Source organism: Arenibacter echinorum (genome assembly GCF_003259375.1).
Lineage (GTDB): Bacteria > Bacteroidota > Bacteroidia > Flavobacteriales > Flavobacteriaceae > Arenibacter > Arenibacter echinorum.
Genome location: NZ_QLLN01000002.1, coordinates 171,226 through 193,876 on the forward strand (window position 1 = coordinate 171,226; position 22,651 = coordinate 193,876).

16 protein-coding genes are annotated in these 22,651 nt (G+C 39.0%); 6 read left to right on the forward strand and 10 right to left on the reverse strand.

Annotation, left to right across the window (positions count from 1 at the left end; translation table 11 throughout):
* Positions 1-22 precede the first annotated feature (22 nt).
* From LV92_RS04650 to LV92_RS04680, 7 genes are all read right to left on the reverse strand, one after another.
* Positions 23-301, reverse strand: a complete 279-nt coding sequence (locus tag LV92_RS04650; RefSeq protein WP_111622493.1) for a FoF1 ATP synthase subunit delta/epsilon — start codon at positions 299-301, stop codon at positions 23-25.
* Positions 302-380: 79 nt separating this feature from the next.
* Positions 381-1,889 (reverse strand): F0F1 ATP synthase subunit beta, encoded by a 1,509-nt coding sequence (atpD, locus tag LV92_RS04655; protein WP_111622494.1) that lies wholly within the window; start codon positions 1,887-1,889, stop codon positions 381-383.
* A 337-nt stretch (positions 1,890-2,226) separates the two neighbouring features.
* Entirely contained in the window at positions 2,227-3,954 is a 1,728-nt protein-coding gene (locus LV92_RS04660; protein WP_111622495.1) for a G-D-S-L family lipolytic protein, read from the reverse strand.
* Positions 3,955-3,978: 24 nt separating this feature from the next.
* Positions 3,979-6,738: a TonB-dependent receptor gene (locus tag LV92_RS04665; RefSeq protein WP_111622959.1), complete on the reverse strand. Its 2,760-nt coding sequence runs from the start codon at positions 6,736-6,738 to the stop codon at positions 3,979-3,981.
* Positions 6,739-6,983: 245 nt separating this feature from the next.
* The gene (glmS, locus tag LV92_RS04670; RefSeq protein WP_111622496.1) at positions 6,984-8,831 is read right to left on the reverse strand and encodes a glutamine--fructose-6-phosphate transaminase (isomerizing); all 1,848 of its coding nucleotides are present in this window, start codon (positions 8,829-8,831) and stop codon (positions 6,984-6,986) included.
* Positions 8,832-8,958: 127 nt separating this feature from the next.
* Positions 8,959-10,797: a DUF4270 domain-containing protein gene (locus LV92_RS04675; RefSeq protein ID WP_111622497.1), complete on the reverse strand. Its 1,839-nt coding sequence runs from the start codon at positions 10,795-10,797 to the stop codon at positions 8,959-8,961.
* Positions 10,798-10,802: 5 nt separating this feature from the next.
* Positions 10,803-11,612, reverse strand: a complete 810-nt coding sequence (locus tag LV92_RS04680) for a glycogen/starch synthase (RefSeq protein WP_111622498.1) — start codon at positions 11,610-11,612, stop codon at positions 10,803-10,805.
* A gap of 103 nt (positions 11,613-11,715) precedes the next feature.
* Here LV92_RS04680 and panC point away from each other — a divergent pair, with 103 nt between their 5' ends.
* The 5 genes from panC (at position 11,716) to radA (ending at position 16,711) form a co-directional block, all read left to right on the forward strand.
* On the forward strand, positions 11,716-12,558 hold the full coding sequence (panC, locus tag LV92_RS04685; protein ID WP_111622499.1) for a pantoate--beta-alanine ligase: 843 nt from the start codon (positions 11,716-11,718) through the stop codon (positions 12,556-12,558).
* 76 nt (positions 12,559-12,634) lie between these two features.
* Entirely contained in the window at positions 12,635-12,985 is a 351-nt protein-coding gene (gene panD / locus LV92_RS04690) for an aspartate 1-decarboxylase (RefSeq protein ID WP_093977447.1), read from the forward strand.
* 2 nt (positions 12,986-12,987) lie between these two features.
* On the forward strand, positions 12,988-13,953 hold the full coding sequence (locus tag LV92_RS04695) for a lysylphosphatidylglycerol synthase transmembrane domain-containing protein (protein ID WP_111622500.1): 966 nt from the start codon (positions 12,988-12,990) through the stop codon (positions 13,951-13,953).
* A 25-nt stretch (positions 13,954-13,978) separates the two neighbouring features.
* Positions 13,979-15,121, forward strand: coding sequence for an alpha/beta hydrolase (locus tag LV92_RS04700; protein ID WP_111622501.1), 1,143 nt, complete (start codon positions 13,979-13,981; stop codon positions 15,119-15,121).
* A gap of 228 nt (positions 15,122-15,349) precedes the next feature.
* Positions 15,350-16,711: a DNA repair protein RadA gene (gene radA / locus LV92_RS04705; protein ID WP_111622502.1), complete on the forward strand. Its 1,362-nt coding sequence runs from the start codon at positions 15,350-15,352 to the stop codon at positions 16,709-16,711.
* Positions 16,712-16,841: 130 nt separating this feature from the next.
* On the opposite strand, the gene LV92_RS04710 is transcribed toward radA, so the two are convergent.
* Positions 16,842-17,882, reverse strand: coding sequence for an NADP(H)-dependent aldo-keto reductase (locus LV92_RS04710; protein ID WP_111622503.1), 1,041 nt, complete (start codon positions 17,880-17,882; stop codon positions 16,842-16,844).
* Positions 17,883-17,935: 53 nt separating this feature from the next.
* Positions 17,936-18,697 carry an exodeoxyribonuclease III gene (locus LV92_RS04715; RefSeq protein WP_111622504.1) on the reverse strand — a complete coding sequence of 254 codons (762 nt, stop codon included), beginning with the start codon at positions 18,695-18,697 and terminating at the stop codon, positions 17,936-17,938.
* 245 nt (positions 18,698-18,942) lie between these two features.
* Between LV92_RS04715 and LV92_RS04720 the strand changes: the two genes are divergently transcribed.
* On the forward strand, positions 18,943-21,024 hold the full coding sequence (locus LV92_RS04720; protein WP_111622505.1) for a TonB-dependent receptor family protein: 2,082 nt from the start codon (positions 18,943-18,945) through the stop codon (positions 21,022-21,024).
* Positions 21,025-21,106: 82 nt separating this feature from the next.
* Here the strand turns inward: LV92_RS04720 and LV92_RS04725 are convergent, their stop codons facing one another.
* A complete protein-coding gene (locus tag LV92_RS04725; protein WP_111622506.1) occupies positions 21,107-22,651 on the reverse strand; it encodes a glycine--tRNA ligase in 1,545 nt (514 codons plus the stop codon).

Genomic DNA, 22,651 nt, shown 5'->3' on the forward strand with positions numbered 1-22,651 from the left:
TTATTATTGACATTAAACTTTGTTAATCTGCCAATACAATTACTTTATTGTTCTTCATTTCAATAGTGCCACTGCTAATTTCCAGGATAGTATCGCCATTGGAAGCTTTGGAAAATTTGTTCCCGTGAGCCTCATCCAGTACTACATTACCCTTTATCCTTACCTTTCCCTCTTGTAAAAGAGAAACGATAGGGGCGTGGTTGTTCAACATTTGAAATTCACCATCAATTCCAGGAACTGTTACTGCTGTAACTTCTCCGGCGAACAAAGTAGCCTCTGGTGATACAATTTCTAGATACATATTTTTATCGATATTCAGTATTTAGCAATCAGTATTCAACTGCATTTTGTCAATTGTTAACCGATTACTGCCTACTCATTTACGCTTCAGCAAGCATTTTCTCTCCAGCTTCAATAGCTTCTTCTATGGTACCTTTAAGGTTAAAAGCAGATTCTGGAAGATGATCCAACTCACCATCCATAATCATATTAAATCCTTTAATAGTTTCCTTAATGTCTACCAAGACTCCTGGGATACCTGTAAATTGCTCTGCCACGTGGAATGGCTGGGAAAGGAAACGTTGAACACGTCTTGCCCTACCTACGGCCAATTTATCCTCTTCAGATAATTCCTCCATCCCCAATATGGCAATAATATCCTGAAGTTCTTTATAACGTTGCAATAACTCTTTTACTCTTTGGGCACAGGCGTAATGATCTTTACCTAAAATATCGGCGGTCAAAATCCTTGAAGTTGAATCCAAAGGATCCACCGCTGGATAAATACCCAATTCCGCAATTTTACGGGACAATACTGTAGTAGCATCCAAGTGGGCAAACGTGGTTGCAGGAGCTGGATCCGTTAAATCATCCGCAGGTACGTACACCGCCTGAACTGAAGTAATGGAACCCCTTTTGGTTGATGTAATACGCTCTTGCATGGCACCCATCTCTGTAGCCAAGGTTGGTTGGTAACCTACCGCTGAAGGCATACGCCCCAAAAGGGCCGATACCTCGGAACCTGCTTGCGTAAAACGGAATATATTATCTACGAAGAATAAAACGTCTTTTCCCTGACCTTCACCTGCACCATCACGGAAATATTCCGCTATAGTCAATCCAGACAAGGCTACACGGGCACGAGCTCCAGGAGGTTCGTTCATTTGTCCAAAAACGAATGTCGCTTTGGAATCCTTCATTACTTTTTTATCTACTTTGGATAAATCCCATCCGCCTTCTTCCATAGAATGCAAGAAATCATCCCCATATTTTATAATACCGGACTCCAACATCTCACGAAGCAAGTCGTTCCCTTCACGGGTACGTTCCCCTACTCCTGCGAAAACAGAAAGTCCACCATGTCCTTTTGCAATGTTGTTGATCAATTCCTGGATAAGTACCGTTTTACCAACACCCGCACCACCAAATAAACCAATCTTACCACCTTTTGCATAAGGCTCGATCAAATCGATAACTTTAATTCCAGTAAATAATACTTCCGTAGAAGTAGATAAATCCTCAAATTTAGGGGCATCCCTGTGGATTGGAAGACCGTCTTTACCAGCTTTTGGCAAATTGCCAAGACCATCGATAGCATCTCCAATTACATTAAATAGACGGCCGTAAACAGCATCACCTATTGGCATCTGTATTGCGTTCCCTGTTGCTTTTACCTCAACACCTCTACTTAAACCATCGGTAGAGTCCATAGAAATTGTCCTTACGGTACTTTCACCAACATGGGATTGAACCTCCAATACTAATAGTGAACCATCTGCATTTTGTATTTCCAAAGAATCATAAATTCTGGGAAGGTCCGCTCCGGACTGAAATTCAACATCAACTACCGGGCCGATGATTTGAGAAACTTTACCTGTAACTTTAGACATTACTTGAGTATTTACGTTTTACTGTTATCTTTTAAATAAAAACAGCGTGACTTACCGCTTTGTTTTTAAGGCTGCAAAGATATGTTTTCCATTTTTAAAAAGAAATTGTTTTTTTTAATTTTTATAGAAGAACTGATGTACACTTTTTCCATCTGCTAAAAAAACTTCCTTTTCCACCCCCTTTATTACCGTTTTCTCCTTTCTTCGCTTAGGCTATTCAACATGAAAAAGTTTTCAAATAATGGCTGATTTTCACTTAAACACAAAAATTTAAAATCAGTTCCATAAAAAAGCACCTTAAATAAGGTGCTATCTATCTGTTTAAATTAACTTCATTTTATTGAAGCGTTGAAGAATAATTTGTTGGATAGGCCCCTATATCCAATAAAGAACCTGATGCTTCAAAATTTGAACCATAGGTGACATCTATCGCTTTCATAAACTCATTAGCTATCAAAGCATTGCCTCTAGCTGTTGGATGAACACCATCTAAAGAAAATGCACCACCCCTAACCAATGCAGACGTTAAGATAAAATTACCACTGGTAACTCCTCCATCTGCCAATTTGTTCATTAAACCATTGGCGTCCACCAAACCCAAACCTGCTTGAGTAGCTGTTGCTGCGATAGTTGTATTAAATGCAGTCGTTGCTGCTGCAATCTCTGCTTGTTCACTTGGCAATAAAACCCATTTATCAGCTAATGGTAAAGACACCCCTTCTACAGAAAATTGCCCAGCCAATGCTTGGGATAGTCCCTGGGACATTAAAAATGCAACCGAACTGGTGTTTACCGTACCAATAATAGATGAACTAGGCAATACCAGCAAATCGTCTGCTGTAGCCTGCCTAGCTTGTCCGTAAGCTAAACCAAAAAGATCGGCTACCACTGGCGCGGCTTCAACTGGCAAACCAAATGATTGCACAAACGCAGGAAACGTAGGACTTACCTTCAATACTCCTGCAATTTGAGCTGATAAATTAATTAAGGATTCATCGTTAACCACAACCGCACTTGCCTCAGTCGTTGAAAAAACAATTTGTCGGTCCGTTGCATTTGGAATTCCTTGACTCTCCAAATAGGCAAACACCTGATTCAACTGACCAAATACACCATTTAATGTAGGTATTTGATCAGTATAAGCTTGTAAACATTCATCAGTAGGGTCCAAAGGATTATAGGGTACCGTTGTAAAATGTGGAATACTTGTTACATCTGGAATATTTGCCACAACACCTTGTGCACCACCTGCCGTTACTGCTCCGATCAAGGTTGCATAAGTTTGATTGAAACCAACTCCAGGTGCTCCATCCAATGGCGTGATGGCACTAGATCCGTCTCCGCCAGAAAGGGCATAGCCTAAAACATCATTAATACCAACCCAAAGTGTAAAAAAGGTTGGTGCTTGTGCAAGAGCATCGCCTAAAACGCTAGCACTGGAACTTGAAGCCATTCTTATAAAATAAGGATTTGCTAGGCCTAAGGAAAGGTTGGCCAAGGCTCCATAACCTGGAGCTAATAGATGAAAACTTTTTGCGCCAGGAACACCCATATTATTAAATGGTCCTGTTGGATTATTTAATAAAAAATCTGTTGTAGAACTAGTTACCTGTGTACTGGTATCGTTAGGGTCAATTCCTAGAACAACAGGGCCAGTATAGTCAGGGCATGCTGAATTGGAATCATTATAAAAATAGAGTCTTGGACCAAATAGATTTTTTCCAGTTAGTGGATCTAAAACAGGACTTCCTCCTAATAAAAGTCCTCCAAAATTATCATTCATCAATGGTTGAGAAAAATTACCACCACCAACTAATGAAAATTTTTGTGACAATAGATTAGGAAAAGAATTTTGCTGTGATGCAATAAATAATGCATTATCAGTGAAACCAGCAGTAAATGAATTTCCTATAGCTACATATTTGGAAAAATTAGCAGAACCAGCAGTCAATGCGGGTTTTGCCTCCTCTTCCACAATAGGGTTCAAATCTACATCTTCAGGATCGTTACAATTCGTAAATAAAAACAGTGAAGAAGCTAAGAATATATATTTTAAATTTTTCATGTCAAATTATGATTTGATTTTAGTTTAGTTATTAATTGTCCAAGATAGGTAGTACATAGATCCAATAAAACCTGTACCAAAGGCAGTAAAATACTCCTTGCCCGTAATGTTGGTTCCACCTAACTTAAAGGAAGATTTGATGCTTGGAACATTGTAGCTAATTTGAGCATCAAGTGTATGGAATTCCGGCACAACACCTTCGCCAAAAGTGGCTTCCCAAAAATAATCATCACTAAATCTGTATGCTAGATTAAAGCCAAAGTTTTTGAATAATTCTTCATTCCCAAAATTGGCTTTAAACTTATGTTCTGGGGTATTAAAATTCAACATAACATCTGGATTTGCTTCTCGATCAAAATCCAACTTTGTAAAAGTATAACTACCCCCTAAATCAAAATTACCAAGTACTTTCATGTCTAAACCAATAGAAGCCCCGTAAGAGTTAACATCTGCATCCGTATTAGTGTAGGCACTATAGCGCTGTACATCATCGTTTCTGATAGCATCTACAGAGAGGTTGCCATCACCTGCAATACCATAATAAGGTGCATCAACAACTTCTTGAGAAATGAAGTCTTTATAACTATTGTAATAGGCACTAAAATCAACTACTAGTTTATCTATCTTTCCCCTATACCCAACCTCAATTGAAGTAACCTGTTCGGGTTTTACCAAATCCGGATTTGAAACCTTTAAATCGGCCACGTTATCAGTAAGCTTAAAGGTCTCTACGGACTGAGCTGAATAGGCATTTTCATAAGCCGCTCTTCCTGTTTGCACTACTGATGCAGGCTGGCCTGCCAATTGACCAGTTGAACTTACATCATAGGTATCAGAATAACGATTCAAATTATCAGGTGCGGAACCAACTAAAATTGCCCTACCTGCATCTAAGCCAATAAATAAATCTTGTGTGGTTGGATTTCTAAATCCAGTCTGCACGGAAGCTCTAATGTTGTGATTTCTATTAAGTGTGAAACCAGCAGAAATACGTGGCGATAAGAAACCATCAAAAAATTCTGATTTATCATAACGTGCTGATCCTGTTAATTTTATACTTTTCAGATCAGAAAGTTCAATCTTTTTTTGAATTTGGGTATATATACCATATTCAGAATAATCAATTGGACCATCAGTATCAGTGTATATTGTACCTCCAGAATTTAAACTGTATTTTCTATAGGATCCTCCAATTTGAATTTCAGCAATATCGATCAAATGACTAAAGTTATAATTACCATCAGCATGGTAATATTTAGAGGCATCTTGAAACTTTGAACCAGTTGATAAATTAGGATCATTTATACTTTTATTAAATGCAGCTTCGAATTCTGGTGTTCCTGGAAGATAACGACCCGTATCTGCAACGGCTCTCGCCTGTGCATGTTTTTGATCATCTGTTAAACCAGAAGGATTACCAGACAATTCTATTCCAGCATAAGTTGCTATATAATCTCCAAACCAGTCTTCATCAGATTTCCAAGATCTGTTTATATTAATCCCTGTAAACACCATATCATAGGAGTTTCCTGCTTTATCTCCTACAACATATCCTCTTAAAAAGAAATTGTCATTTTTAATTTCTAATTTATGTTGCTCTTGAAAAAAACCATTGATATTGTAACGGTTTGTTCCTTGGTAAATAGTAGTACCAGTACCCACTTTACCCACGTAAGAAAGCTCAAGGCTGTTGTCTTCAATTGGACGATAGTATAATCCCCAATCTGCTTTTATACTTTCAGCATTATAGTTGGTTAAATCACGCTCATTGTAACCTGTTCTACTTACCTCTACATCTGGAATAATTCCCACACCGGATGCAGATCTAATGTTAGTAGAAACTTCATCGCCGTATATATTAATTCCATCATAGTTATAATCAGCTCTTGTTCTAGTTGGATCGAATTTATCAACCTCACTAGTTGCAGCCCAATCTGTCCCTTTTAAATATCCAAAGTTTACTTTTCCAGCAAATTTATCGGAGAATTTATGTGCCGCGCGAATCCCAAAATCAGTATACGGATTAGTTCCTGCCGACTTTTGAGAGGTGACACCTCTTTTTATGGAAACACTAATTCCTTCATGATCAAAAGGGCTTTTACTGCGCATAAAAAGTATCCCGTTAAAGGCATTGGCACCATAAAGTGCAGAGGATGCACCGGGTAATAATTCAACACTTAGAACGTCTGTCTCTATCATCCCTACTAAGTTTCCAATAGGGAAGTTTAACGCCGGAGTAGAATTATCCATACCATCAACCAATTGCATAAATCGAGTATTGGCAAAAGAAGCAAAACCTCTAGTGTTTACGGATTTAAAAGTTAAACTGTTAGTGTTTACATCGACCCCTTTTAAATTTTCCAAGCCATCATAGAAATCGGCCGAGGCCGTATTCTGTATATCCTGAATCCCAAATCTTTCCACCGTTACAGGGGATTCAAAAACACGCTCCGGAGTCCTTGAAGCAGAAATTACCACTTCATCCAAACTGGTCTGCTCTTCGTTTAGAATAACTGAAATAGTCTGATTGTTTTGGGTAATATTAGCTATAGAAGCTATAAATCCAATACTGGTAATATTTAAGGTAAAGGGAGGATTCTCACTAGTGTTCAATATAAAATTCCCATCAAAATCGGATACGGTACCGATGGCTTTGCCCATGATTACAATGTTGGCACCAGGTACGGGATCATTGTTTTGATCCACCACATTCCCTTTAATAATCGTTTGTGAATGCGCCAACATTCCAAACATGAAAAAGAATAATAGAAGAATTGATCTCATAAAGTTTTGAGTTAAATTAGTATCAGTTAATGGTAAGATATCACCTAGTAGCCAATATACACCAATTTTTAATTTGACAATAGGAAAATCAAATAAATTATGCATGCATAGTATTTTTTACTCAAAATTTAACATTTTTTAATAAAAATTTGACAAAATATTGGACAATAAAAAATGACATCCATAAATAACGGCCCTTTTCGGCCATCATCTATGGATGTCATTATAGTTTTATTAAGAAGGATCTATTCCACCGTAACGGACTTGGCAAGGTTACGGGGCTGATCTACATTACAGCCTCTCATTACCGCAATGTGATACGATAATAACTGAAGTGGAATAGTAGTCAATAATGGAGTTAAGCTCTCCAAGGTTTCTGGAATTTCTATGACATGGTCCGCCAAATCCTTAACTTGCTCATCTCCCTCCGTTACCACAGCTATAATTTTCCCTTTTCGGGATTTTATCTCCTGTATATTACTTACCACCTTTTCATAATGCCCTTTATTCGTTGCTATTACCACCACCGGCATATGTTCATCTATAAGGGCAATTGGCCCGTGCTTCATTTCTGCCGCAGGATAGCCCTCAGCATGTATGTAACTAATTTCCTTTAATTTCAAAGCACCTTCCAAAGCTACCGGAAAATTGTAACCCCTTCCCAAATATAGGCAGTTGGTAGAATCCTTATAGACATTGGCTATTATTTCTACCAGAGGATTGGAAAGCAATGCTTTTTCAACCTTGGAAGGAATATTTTCCAATTCACTTAAGTACTCATGGAATCTCCTATTATCGAATATTCCCTTTTCCTTGGCCAATTTTAATGCCAATAGGGTCAGCACCGTTATTTGTGTTGTAAATGCCTTAGTTGAGGCAACCCCAATTTCGGGACCAGCATGGGTATAGGCACCTGCATCTGTCTCCCTGGCTATGGAAGAACCAACCACATTGCACACTCCAAAAACAAAAGCTCCTTTTTCCTTGGCCAATTTAATGGCCGCTAGCGTATCTGCCGTTTCACCAGATTGCGAAATGGCAATAAGCACATCCTTATCCGTTATAACCGGGTTTCTATAGCGGAATTCCGAAGCATATTCCACTTCTACAGGAATCCTGGCCAAATCTTCAAAAATATATTCTGCCACCAATCCCGCATGCCAAGAAGTACCACATGCTACAATAATAATACGATTGGCATTCAAGAACTTTTCAAGGTTATCATCTATCCCAGCCATTTTAATTATCCCATCCTTGGCCAACAGCCGTCCACGATAGGTATCCAAAATGGCCCTAGGCTGTTCGTAGATCTCTTTTAGCATGAAATGATCAAAACCGCCCTTTTCAATTTCCTCAAGATTAAGCGCCAATTCTTGGATAGAAGGATAGGCAATGGCATCGTTTTTTATTTTTCTCAATTTAATTTCCTTCCCCAATCTAATGACCGCCATTTCTTCATCTTCCAAATAAATGGCGTTATTGGTGAATTCTATAAAAGGTGATGCGTCGGACGCTATAAAAAATTCGTTCTCCCCTACACCTATTGCCAACGGACTACCTAATTTGGCGACTACTATTTCATCTGGTTTTTGCTTGTCAAAAACTGCAATGGCATAAGCACCAACCACCTCATTTAAAGCAATTTGAACAGCTTTACCAAGCTTAACCCCTTCCTTGCGCTTTACTTCTTCTATAAGGTTTACCAACACTTCCGTATCGGTTTCTGAAGAAAAAGTATAGCCCCTTTTTGTTAATTCCTTCTTTATAGAATCATAATTCTCTATGATCCCATTATGGATAATTACCAAATCACCGGAATTGGAATAATGTGGGTGCGAATTAACGTCATTGGGAACACCATGTGTTGCCCATCTTGTGTGGCCTATACCCAGTTTACCCTCTAGGGAAATGGTACTTTTTGCCTTATTTTTTAGATCCTCTACCTTCCCTTTGGTCTTGGATAAATTTATCTCGTTGCCATCGTATAAGGCTATCCCAGCACTGTCATAGCCTCTGTACTCCAAACGTTGAAGTCCTTTTATAATAATGGGATAAGCATCCCTATGCCCAATATATCCTACGATTCCACACATATTTCTAAGTTTAATGGTTAGTAACCAACAAAAGGTTTATATAACAAAGTTAGCACCTTGTTATATAAAACCTTTTATCTTTTAGTTAATTAACGTAAAAACACTATAAGTGGTATTTTTCTTGCTTTTAATTTGCTTTGGTGTAGAAAATTTCGAGTTTTAATTTTTTGTCCTCCTGACCACTTGGTAAATTAGCACCGCCGTAAAGGACTGTCCCAAAAGGGTTTATAGAGGACATAACCGGTACTTCCCCCTCCGTACTATTGGCTAACATGGCCTTTCCGGTGGCTGTAAGTCTTATGTCCGAAGTCAATGACAAATTAAGTGTGGTATTGGTAGAATCCCGTACTATTAGGTCGTTGATGTAATTGGTAATCTTAATTTTATAACTCTGCCCTTTACCGCTTACCTTATTTAGACCACCATCATAGTTTATAAAATTACCAGCGTTATAATCCTCTTCTGATTCCAAGAATTGATTATAGACTGGTGCATTGGTATTGTCCTTGAACAAATACAGTTTTGAAGGTTCAATAACATTACCGGCCGCATCCAAAGTATTTCGATCTACATAAAACACCAAATTTGCTTCATTTATGATCCAATTCTTGGATTTGATCTGATTAATGATCTCGTCTCCATTTATTTCGTCGAAAAGTTTAATTTGGGTAAAACTTCCCGCCCCACCTTTTAGGTAAATCTTAGAGGCATTTTCCCCATTGTCCAATCCGTTTGTGATTTCAGCGGGATAGTCCTCATTGATAAAAGTATTTACGGCATTCCCGATTACAGATCCAGTACTAGTATCACGCCTAATGAAATTTAGAACAAATTCATTCTCGCCTTCAATTATGGTGTCGTCCACAGAACTGGTTACACGATCATATTTATATTTTATGGTAATATTTCCACGTGTTATATCCAACAACACTAAAACATCATCAGGAACCGATAAATGGACACCTCTGAAAAATTCTGCGAAATTCGCCTGACTCAACAACTCGGAATCGCCCTCCTTATCCAAAATATTCTGTTGAAAAAATGCCGCATTTAAGGCTACCCTAATTCCAGGGGCAATCCTAGTTGGTGCTTCTTCCGATTCGTCCACATCCTCAGTTTCGGGATCGTCCTCCTGAAAAATCAATTCTTCTACATTTTTAACCTCCACAGTACCATCGAACAATAGATCGGATACAAAGGATGGTGAAAATTGTTGGGATGAATAATATTGTTGCGCTTCCTGAAAATTGGTGTTGGGATCCAAATCCCTCAAGAAATAAGTAGATCTTTCAACTTTAAAATTAAACGATTCGGGAATATTTCCATTGGCATCAAAAATACTATCCAAGTCATATTTTACAGGGAATCTGTTCACTGCAGTATCGTCGTCCAAATTATCATTTATACCATCCCCGTCCGTATCTTGGTTCAAGGGATCCGTACCAAGCGATTTTTCCTGGATATCCGTTAAAGTATCCCCATCACTATCACTATTGGCATCCTCAGGGTCGGCATCGTAGGCATCGGCCACCCCATCAAGGTCAAGGTCTCCCTTTGGATTTGTCAAAAAAGGGATGAAAAGAATAACCTCTTCCACCGTCTCATTTTCTTTAATGGTAAGGGTGCTGGAATCTGTATCGGCAGTTTCTTCCACCGCTGCCGAATAATTTCCAAAACTGGGATTGGCAAAGGATAATTGTACCTGAGTGGTTATACTTGCCTCAGTTTTTCCATATACTGGGTCTGTATAATTCCCGATTTGATAAACAGGTAATTTATTGGTCCTTACAGCTTCTATCTTTTTATTGTAAGCAAAAACATCGTAAACCGCCTTACCGGCCGTAAATGGTTCGCCACCTACTACACCACTACCTACAGTAGTCAAATCCTCCTCACAGGACCCCAAGACCACAACAAGTAATATACCTACCACAGTAGGCAATTTTAATCTGTTCAGTAAATTCATTTAGATTATTTTAAAACTTTGGTGTTATAAAAATTCACGTAAGCTTCCTCAAACTCCTGTAAAGGAACAAATGGCAAAACAGGTTTTTCGAGCTTGGATATGTAGTCTTCCAAGTCGGCCGGAATATCTTCTGCGGCTAAAATAACAGCATCGGCATAATCCACAGCAACTTTTAACAAATTATTATAATTGGGCTCCTCAAGCACTTTTATACTTTCTTCAGGAACACCGTCGAAGGCAATCTTTTTAACGAGGTCCTTATCCAAGGTACCATCAAAACCTTGTCCATAAACAGACATGATGATCTTGCTCTCGGAAAATAATGGCTCGTCGGCATAGAATTTTTTAAGATAGAGTGGCAACAAAGATGCCAACCATCCATGAACATGTATAATATCCGGGGACCAATTCAATTTCTTGACAGTCTCCACCACACCTTTGGCAAAGAAAATAGCTCTTTCATCATTATCTGGAAATAATTTTCCATCCTCATCGGTAAAAGTTGCCTTTCTTTTAAAGTATTCATCATTATCAATGAAATAAACCTGAATACGCTCTCTAGGGATTGAGGCCACTTTTATGATCAATGGCATATCCATATCATTAATCACCAAATTCATCCCGGATAATCTAATAACCTCGTGCAATTGATGTCTACGTTCATTGATATTTCCAAACCTTGGCATAAAAATCCTTATCTGGCCACCATTGCTATTGACCATTCTTGGGGTTTCGTAAGACATTAAGGAAACTTCGTTCTCTGGTAGATAGGGTACTAATTCTGAAGATACAAACAATATCTTTTTGCCATTCATAAAAGCAATATTTTATTAATAGAGTAAGAGAAAGTGCAAAATTACAAAAATTATGCAGATTAGCAGTAATTATAGTAAGTTTGCTCTCTTTTAAGTAAAACGAATGCAGCTAATTAACACTAAAAAGGAGCTTAAGTCTTATCTAGACTCCCATAAAAAAACCAAAACAATTGGTTTGGTCCCTACCATGGGAGCACTGCATATGGGACATATGGCCTTGGTTAAAAAGTCGGTTGAAGAAAATGACCTTACCTTGGTAAGTATTTTTGTGAACCCTACCCAATTCAACAACAAGGAAGATTTGGACAAGTACCCTAGCACTTTAGAGGCCGATCTGGCCCTATTAGAAGTAGTTTCCGATAGGATAACGGTTTTTGCCCCTTCTGCCTCCGAAATATATTCTGGTAAAATTATCTCCAAAACATACGATTTTGAGGGATTGGAAAATGTTATGGAAGGTGAATTTAGAAAAGGACATTTTGACGGTGTAGGAACTATTGTGGAAAAATTATTGCGTTTAATCTCACCAACCAGGGCCTACTTTGGGGAAAAGGATTTTCAACAACTACAGATCATTAAAAAATTGGTTAAAAAAGCCCAGTTACCAATAGAAATAATAGGCTGTCCAATTGTTAGGGAAGCCAACGGACTAGCCATGAGTTCCAGAAACGAAAGGTTGGACACAGAATTAAGAAAAGAGGCCAGTTTTATCTACAAAACCCTAAAAGCTGCCAAACATAAATTTGGCACGAAAAGTGCTAATTTTACAGTGGATTGGGTAAAAAAGCAATTTAACGCCAATCCAAAACTAAACTTGGAATATGTTAAAATTGCAGATGTAGACCAATTGAAACCTGTTAAAAGAAAAAACAGAAATGTAAAATATAGAGCCTTTATCGCCGTTTATGCGGGAGATGTTAGGCTTATAGATAACATTGCCCTTTAAAGTTGAAAACCAATTCCATAATGCCGACCATAATTAAATTGGAAATCCAATTGGCATAAATGATTAACTTTGTCCCATGCAAATAGAAGTAGTAAAATCTAAAATACACCGCGTGAAAGTAACGGGTGCTGACCTCAACTATATAGGCAGTATTACCATTGATGAAGATTTAATGGACGCGGCCAATATTATTAGAGGCGAAAAGGTACAAATTGTCAATAACGACAACGGTGAAAGGCTGGAGACCTATGCAATTCCCGGAACCAGAGGAAGCGGGGAGGTAACCTTGAATGGCGCTGCCGCCAGAAAGGTAGCCGTTGGCGATGTATTAATTCTAATAACCTACGCTACTATGGATATTGAACTGGCCAAGAAATTCAATCCATCCTTGGTTTTCCCTAATGAGGAAACCAATTTATTGACATAGTTTTGAAGTCTTCCATTAAGAATACGCTAAAAACAATTCTCCCAATACTGCTGGGAGTTTTTTTAGTATGGTATTCTTATTATTCCACTTCCGAGGAGGATAGGTCGGAAATAATACATTACGTAAAAAATGCAGATCCTTTTTGGGTCGGGGTATCCGTTTTTTTAGGGATCCTTACACACCTTTCCAGAGCTGTAAGGTGGAACTATCTATTGCAGCCATTAGGCTATAGACCAAAACTATTCAACAATATATTGATCATATTAACGGCCTATTTTACAAACCTGGGCATACCTAGGTCCGGAGAAATTTTGAGGGCTACAGCCTTGGCCACCTACGAGCATGTTCCATTCCAAAAAGGATTTGGAACCATAGTCACCGAAAGGGTCATCGATTTGGTTATGCTATTCCTCATTGTTGCCATAGCACTCTTCCTTCAAACTGATATTATATGGGACTTCCTACAACAAAAAGGTTTTAACCTTGTATTGATGCTAGTACTTCTTGGTTCAGGGATTTTGGTCCTCTCCTTGGGGACGTATATGGTAAAAAAATCAAAATCAAAATTTGCCTTAAAACTAAAAACATTTTTGCGAGGCCTTTTGGAGGGCATCCTCAGTATTTTTAGAATGAAAAATAAATGGGGTTTTGTTTTTCACACTTTATTTATTTGGCTAGCCTATATAGCGATGTTTTGGGTAATAAAATATACGGTATTGGAAACCGTGGACCTAAGCTTAAGTCAGCTACTGGTAGCCTTTGTGGCAGGAGCCTTTGCCATGTCTGCCACCAATGGAGGTATAGGCATTTACCCCATTGCCGTAAGTAGCGCCTTGGCAATTTTCGGCATTAGTAAGGTTTCAGGGGATGCCTTTGGATGGATTATGTGGATTTCACAAACTTTAATGATAGTAGTTTTTGGCGCAATATCTTTTCTGATTTTACCGTTATGGAACAGAAACAAATAGTCTTCTATTGCCCAAATACTGTTCTATGCAACGTTTTTTTACTCTATTGGCCTTGTTCGTCTACTTTGGTAGCAATGCACAAGTAACCCAAGAAATATTCGAATCCTTTAAATTACAGGAGCGCAGGGATGTACAATACTACTTCCCCGAAACCTATACCGTAGAAAAAAAATATCCGGTCATCGTTGTTCTGGATGGGGAATATCTATTTGATCAAGTGGTGGCCAATGCAAAATTTTACAGTAATTTCCACGGCATGCCCGAAGCTATTGTAGTTGGCGTACATCAATCCAAAAATAACCTAAGGAATCAGGATTGTGGCTTTGAGCCCGATAGCGGTCTGCCCACCGAAAAAGGCAAATTGTTCTTCGAATTTTTGGGAATGGAACTTATTCCCTATTTGGAAACCAAATTCAGTACGGCTCCCTTTAAAATGTTCGTGGGATACGATATCACTGCTAATTTTGGAAATTTTTACCTCTTTAAGGACGATTCCCTATTTAACGCCTATATCAGTATTTCACCATATTTGGCCCCAGAAATGGAAACAAGGGTACCTTCCAGATTATCCGTGATGAAAAAGAAAATATTCTACCAATTGATCTTGGAGGGCGAAAAAAGTGAAAATAGCAATAGAGTATTGGCCATGCACCAAACATTAAAAGGTATGGAGTCTGATAATCTACGCTATTTCTTTGATCAGTATGAGAATGCCGATCATATTTCTGTGGCCACCTACGGCATTGGAAAAGCCTTCGACAATATCTTTGGAATGTTCAAACCCATAAGTCCAAAAGAGTACAAAGAAAAGATCTTAACCCAAGTTGGACCTGTATTTGATTATTTGGCGGACAAACAGGCTTCTATAGAAAATCTATTTGGCTTTAGAAAAACAACCAGTCTAAACGACATTATGGCCATTTACGCTGCCTCCAGAAAAAAGGAGGATTTTGAATCCCTGAAGCCCTTATCAGATCTCTGTAAAAAAGAGTATCCAAATACTATGTTGGGCTTTTATTTTGAAGCCGAATATTACGAGCAATTGGGCGAACCTAAAAAGGCTCTACGGACTTTTGAAAAGGCATTTGGTATGGAAGAAATAGATTTTCTTACCAAAGAAATGGCTTTGGAAAAAATTGATGCCCTCAAAGCAGATTTTGGATACTAAAAAGACCTTTGCTTAAATGAATAGGGGAAATTAAAAATCCTCTATGCCAAAATTTACACCATGGCCATCGTTGTTGCACGTATGGCCAATAATACGTCTTGTTGGAGGATAATTAATACCACTACCCATTTACCTTAAATACACTTGTTATCATTTTATTCTAAGTGCTCAAAACCCTACCTTATTTTCAAACTTCTTATTACCTTAGCGCAAACCATAATTTAAATAATGGCCAAAACAAAAACTGCTTTTTTTTGTCAGAGCTGTGGAACACAATATGCCAAGTGGGTAGGACAATGTGGAGCCTGCAAGCAATGGAACACCGTTGTGGAAGAGGTAATTCAGAAAGAGGAAAAAGTATCTTGGAAAAGTACTTCCCATCCCTCAAAAAAAATTGCAAAACCATTAAGGGTCAATGAGATCAGTACCGATAAGGAAATAAGACTCAACACTTACGATTTGGAATTTAATAGGGTCCTTGGCGGAGGCTTGGTCCCTGGCTCCCTAACCCTTTTGGGTGGAGAACCGGGAGTAGGAAAAAGTACTTTATTACTTCAGATAGCCCTTAAACTCCCCTATAAAACTTTATATGTTTCCGGGGAAGAGAGTCAAAAGCAGATTAAAATGCGGGCCGACCGCATTCACCCCAATAGTGAAACTTGTTTTATCCTTACCGAGACCAAAACCCAGAATATCTTTCAACAGATCGAAGCCACGGAGCCCGATATTGTGGTCATAGATTCCATACAAACCCTTCATACAGATTATATTGAGTCTACTGCAGGCAGTATTTCCCAGATAAGGGAATGTACCGCGGAACTCATTAAATTTGCCAAGGAAACCAACACTCCAGTTATCCTCATTGGCCATATCACAAAAGACGGCACCATTGCCGGACCCAAAATATTGGAGCATATGGTAGATACCGTATTGCAATTTGAGGGCGATAGAAATTACGTATACCGCATCCTTAGGTCTTTAAAAAATCGTTTTGGATCTACTTCGGAATTGGGAATATATGAAATGCAGGGCAGCGGTTTAAGGGAAGTGAACAACCCGTCCGAGATTCTAATTTCCAAGAACGATGAAGGATTAAGCGGCACATCCATTGCGTCTACCGTAGAGGGCATGCGCCCATTGATGATAGAAATACAAGCCCTGGTAAGCACGGCAGTATATGGCACGCCTCAGCGTTCTACCACCGGTTACAACGCTAAGCGATTAAACATGCTTTTGGCAGTTTTGGAAAAAAGGGCCGGATTTAAGTTAGCGGCGAAGGATGTTTTTCTCAACATAACCGGAGGTATATCTGTAGACGATCCCGCAATTGATCTTGCCGTTATCGCGGCCATCCTCTCCAGTAACGAGGACATTCCCATAGAAAAAGGAGTATGTTTTGCTGCCGAGGTAGGTCTTGCTGGTGAAATAAGGCCGGTACAACGTATAGATCAGCGCATTTTGGAAGCAGAAAAATTGGGTTTCAGCACTATCTACGTTTCCAAAAATAACAAGATAACATTAAAAAACACCCAAATCCGAATACAGTTGGTCTCCAAGATCGAAGATGTAGCCAATAGTCTCTTCTCCTAGTGCCCCCTTAAGTATTCGCTATTTTTTAGAATTGAACATCCTTGCCAAAACCATCATTAGAACCACGACCACAACAATTAAGCCTAGTTGCCAAAAACCTACTTTTAAAAAACTTATCGCTATCATATTCTCAAGGAGCTGGGTTAGGAATTTCATTATATATCGCCTCAATACTATGAAGTACCTCCTCGCTTAATTGCACCTCTATACTTCCTATATTTTCCTTAAGCTGATCCATTGTGGTGGCGCCAATTATATTGGAAGTCAGAAATGGTCTCGAATTTACAAAGGCAAGTGCCATTTGTGCCAATGACAAGCCGTTTGCCTGGGCCAATTCATAATATTTTTGGGTAGCCCGGACGGCTGCCCCACTACTATATCTATTGTAATTTGGAAAAAGGGTAACCCTTGCATTCTCGGGCTTTCTTCCTCCGAGGTACTTGCCGCTCAAAGTACCAAAACCCAAAGGCGAATAGGCCAACAAGCCCAAATTTTCACGATGTGAGATTTCCGCCAAACCAACTTCAAAAAGCCTATTTAATAGACTATATGGATTCTGTATGGTGATCATTCTTGGCAAACTGGCATGTACCTTGCTTTCTTCCAAGTACCGCATAGCTCCCCATGGGGTTTCATTGGAAATACCCACATGTCTAATTTTACCTTCTCTTACAAGGTCTCTTAAAGCTTCCAATATCTGATGTATGTTGTCCTCCCAATGGTCATTGATACTATGCTTATATCCTCTTTTTCCAAAATAATTCGTTGTCCGATCGGGCCAATGCAACTGATAAAGATCCAAGTAGTCTGTTTGCAAGCGTGAAAGGCTTCCCTCAACGGCCTGTTTAATGGTGTCGCGGTTTATTCCGGTGGTTCTGATGAACTTGGTCATTTCGGCTTTTCCTGCAATCTTGGACGCCAAAATTACCTTATCGCGGTTCTTTTTCTTTTTAAACCAATTGCCAATAATTCTTTCGGTGTCCGCATATCGCTCCTTTGTGGCTGGAATGGGATACAGTTCTGCAGTATCAAAAAAGTTAATTCCCTGTTCCAGGGCATAATCCATCTGTTCGTGACCTTCTTCTTCTGTATTTTGTCGGCCCCAGGTCATGGTGCCCAAGCATATTTTACTTACTTCAATATCGGTATGGGGGAGATTGGTATACTTCATTTTCTGCTATCGCTTTGTTATTAAGAGTTTATTTTTTGGTGAGACCTTAAGCTTTACTCCAGCTCCACGAGAATGGGGCAATGATCACTATGAACGGCCTGTGACAAAATAACGGAACGTTTTAAACGGCTTTCCAATGGTTTGCTGACCAATCCATAATCCAACCTCCATCCCTTATTATTGGCTCGGGAGTTTGCCCTATAGCTCCACCAGGTATAATTATCAGGTTCCTTATTAAAATGCCTGAAGCTATCTATAAACCCACTATCCATAAAATTTCCGATCCACTCCCTTTCCACGGGTAAAAACCCTGAAACATTTTTGTTTCTAACCGGGTCATGAATATCTATCGCCTCATGACAAATATTGTAATCCCCGCAAATTATAAGATTCGGCCTGTCCTTTTTCAAATCATCTACATAGTCTTGAAAATCGGCCATATACTGCAGTTTATGATCCAATCGGGCTATATTGGTACCTGAGGGCAAATAAAGGCTCATAACAGAAACCCCATTAAAATCGGCTCTAAGATTACGCCCCTCAAAATCCATATAGTCTATTCCAGTTCCGTACTCCACATGGTCCGGTTGTGTTTTGGCAAGAATAGCTACTCCGCTATATCCTTTCTTTTGAGCACTATACCAGTAATGATAGTGGTAACCCATGGCTTCAAAAACTGCAAGATCCAATTGATCCCGATTGGCCTTGATTTCTTGTAAGCACACCACATCCGGATTTACTGTTTTTAGCCAATCCAAAAATCCTTTGTTCACCGCAGCCCTGATTCCATTTACGTTATAAGAAACAATTTTCATTTAAATTTATTTATGCCACACCTACTCCTCTTAAATGCAAGGGAAGACTCATGTGCCTTTATTCACTTCAATGTCAACTTTGACAAAATATGGCTAAAAATAGCCAATGTTTTTTGTAACCAAAAAGCCAAAGCAAAATAGTTGATATTTAAACCTGACTTAAAGGAGCCAAGCTATGGATTTTGGGAATTTGAATGGAAAAAAATCAGATAATAATCCTTAAGTTTGAAACTTATATTTAATTCATGAAATCCTCCTTTCTTTTTCTATTTGCCATAATTTTTCTATTTGTATCCAATGCCCAGGAACCTGTCCAAAGAGATAGCATCACCATATTGGACGAAATAATCCTTTTGGATTCCCTTCACTCTGCCACGGATAATGGCATAATTGCTACTAAAATTATAGGCACCAAGGTATTTCAGAACTATAGTCCAGTAGATATGGTTTCGGCAATCAATCAGATATCCGGAGTTTATATATTGTCCGGGGCTTTAAATACCAACAGGATCACCATCAGGGGGGTAGGTGCAAGAACCTTGTACGGGACGGATAAATTAAGGCTGTACTATAACGACATCCCAATAACTAATGGTTCGGGTTTCTCCTCCATAGAATCTTTCGATTTGGAAAATCTAAGTTCGGTGGAGGTAATCAAGGGCCCAAAAGCGACCAATTATGGCACAAATTTAGGAGGGGCAATTTTGCTAAATTCCAAACAGCCTACCAACGAGTCCACCTATTTTAGAAACAACTTTACCGTAGGCTCCTATAATCTAATAAAGAACAATCTGCAATTTAGTTTAAAGGAAAATAAGGTTACGCTCAACTTACATTATGGCTTTTTGGAAACCGATGGCTACAGGGAAAACAATAAATTTAAACGTGAAGGTTTGCTCTTGGATTTAAATTACCAAATAAATCCCAAAACCAACATTGGCGTTCTTTTCAATCATGTTGATTATAACGCCCAGATTCCCAGCTCTTTGGGAGAGACCGATTTTAACGAAAACCCCACAAAGGCTGCCTTTACATGGAAATCTGCCAAGGGATACGAGGATAACAAATACAGTTTGGCAGGAATAACCTTAAACCACTCCTTTTCCAATAAAATAAAAAATACGACCAGTATTTTCTATTCCTATTTGGATCATTACGAACCCGCGCCTTTTGGTATTTTGGAGGAATACACCAATGGCTATGGTTTCCGGACAAAGTTCGCCGGTGCATGGACTAGCAATGAATCCAAGATTGACTACAATTTTGGTGCAGAATTATACAAGGATGAATACCAATGGAGCCAATTTGAAAATCTATATCAAGACAATAACGGACAAGGAAGTTTACAGGGCGATCAATTTTCAGATAACAAAGAGTTTAGACGACAGTTCAATGCTTTTGGGAATCTTCTTATCCCTTTCGGGAAAGCTTTTTCTACCCAAATTGGGCTGAACGTAAACAAGACTTATTACGATTTTAGGGATGTATTCAACCAAGGGACGGACAATAAGAGTGCGGAAAGGAATTTTGACGCCATAGTTCTTCCCAGCCTAAACCTCAACTACAATTTTTCAGCAGTGAATTCAATCTATGCCAATATAAGTAGAGGTTTTTCCAATCCTACTGTGGAGGAAACCCTTACTCCGGAAGGGGTAATTAACCCTGATATTGCCCAGGAAACGGGTACGAACTATGAAATTGGCAGTAGATTTCGCCTTCTAGATAGAAGATTAAATCTAAATATGGCAATTTACAGGATGGATATCAAAAATTTATTGGTGGCACAAAGGGTCGGTGAAGATCAGTACATTGGCAAAAACGCAGGCAAGACCAAACATCAAGGGCTGGAATTGGAAGCAGATTACAATATGGATATTAGTGCAAAGCTTAAACTAACGCCTTTTATCAGCTATACGTACAATGATCACAGTTTTGTGACCTTTGTGGACGAGGACAACAATTATTCCGGAAATCCATTGACAGGGGTTCCCAAACACAGATTAAATTCTGGCCTACAAGCCCAATTCAACAATAAATTTTATTGGAATTCCACCCATCAATATGTAGGGGAAATACCCTTGAACGATGCCAATACCCTATCCAGCTCCGCATATAATGTGGTGAATAGCAAATTGGGATACAAAAGTCAGTTGGGCAAAAAGCTTTCACTGGATCTAGCTTTTGGAATCAACAATATCTTCGACATTAACTATGCCCAATCCGTACTCATCAATGCCATTGGGTTTGGAGGGTCTGAGCCTAGATATTACTATCCAGGAAACGACAGGAATTACTATGGAAGCTTGAGGTTGGGGTATAGCTTGTAAAAGAAATGGTCTAAAAAGTGTCTCCTATTCACCGCTGCAAATGAATCCACTTTTTAGACCTTTATTATCCTATTTTCTGGAATTAAGCCATTCGCTGTAGCCAGCTTTTCATATCCACTTCCTTATGGATGATTGCCTTAACATCTGCAATGGCCACACGTTGTTGTTCCATGGTGTCCCTATGTCTTATGGTCACCGTTTTATCTTCTAGAGACTGATGATCCACGGTAATGCAAAAAGGTGTACCATTGGCATCCTGCCTTCTGTAACGACGGCCAACGGCATCTTTTTCATCATATACCACATTAAAATCCCATTTAAGGTCGTCTATGATTTCCTGGGCCAATTCAGGCAAACCATCCTTTTTTACCAAAGGCAGTACTGCAGCCTTCATGGGTGCTAAAACAGCCGGTAATTTAAGCACGGTTCTAGTGGTGTTGTTATCCAATTCCTCTTCTACCAAGGAGTTTGAAAAAACGGCCAAAAACATACGATCCAAACCTATGGAAGTTTCAACCACGTAAGGAACATAACTTTCATTAAGTTCAGGATCGAAATATTGTAATTTTTTGCCAGAGAATTTTTCATGGCTTCCTAAGTCAAAATCGGTTCTGGAATGAATCCCTTCCAATTCCTTAAATCCAAAAGGAAATTTAAATTCTATATCGGCAGCGGCATCTGCATAATGCGCCAATTTTTCGTGATCGTGAAATCTATAGTTCTCGGCCCCCAGGCCCAAGGACAAATGCCAGGCCATCCTTTTTTCCTTCCAGGTTTCATACCATTCCTTTTGAGATCCAGGACGAATAAAAAATTGCATTTCCATTTGTTCAAACTCCCTTTGGCGAAAGATAAACTGTCTAGCAACGATTTCGTTTCTAAAGGCCTTGCCCACTTGGGCAATCCCGAACGGAATCTTCATTCTTCCAGTTTTTTGAACATTTAGAAAATTTACAAAAATACCTTGAGCAGTTTCGGGTCTTAGGTATAGATCCATGGCGCTATCGGCGGAGGCCCCCAATTTGGTGCCGAACATTAGATTAAATTGCTTTACGTCCGTCCAATTCCTTGATCCGGACAAGGGACATGCAATTTCCAGTTCCTCAATTAGATTTTTTACATCTACCAAATCCTCGTTTTCCAAGGATTTTCCCAAGCGCTTCAAGATAGTATTGATCTGTTCTTGGTAGCCTACCACTCTTGGATTGGTTTCCAAAAACTGTTTTTTATCAAAAGCATTTCCAAAACGTTTTTCTGCCTTGGTTACTTCCTTATCTATTTTAGCTTCAATTTTAGCGGTATAATCCTCCACCAAAACATCTGCACGATATCTTTTTTTGGAATCCTTGTTATCTATTAATGGATCGTTAAAAGCATCTACGTGTCCGGATGCCTTCCAAACGGTTGGGTGCATAAATATTGCGGAATCCAGTCCTACAATATTATCGTTCAACTGAACCATGGCCTTCCACCAATATTCACGGATATTCTTTTTTAACTCTGCTCCATTCTGGGCATAGTCGTATACGGCACTTAGTCCGTCGTAAATTTCGCTGGATTGGAAAACGTATCCATACTCCTTTGCATGCGAGATTACTTTTTTAAAATCGTCTTCTTGTTTCACCAT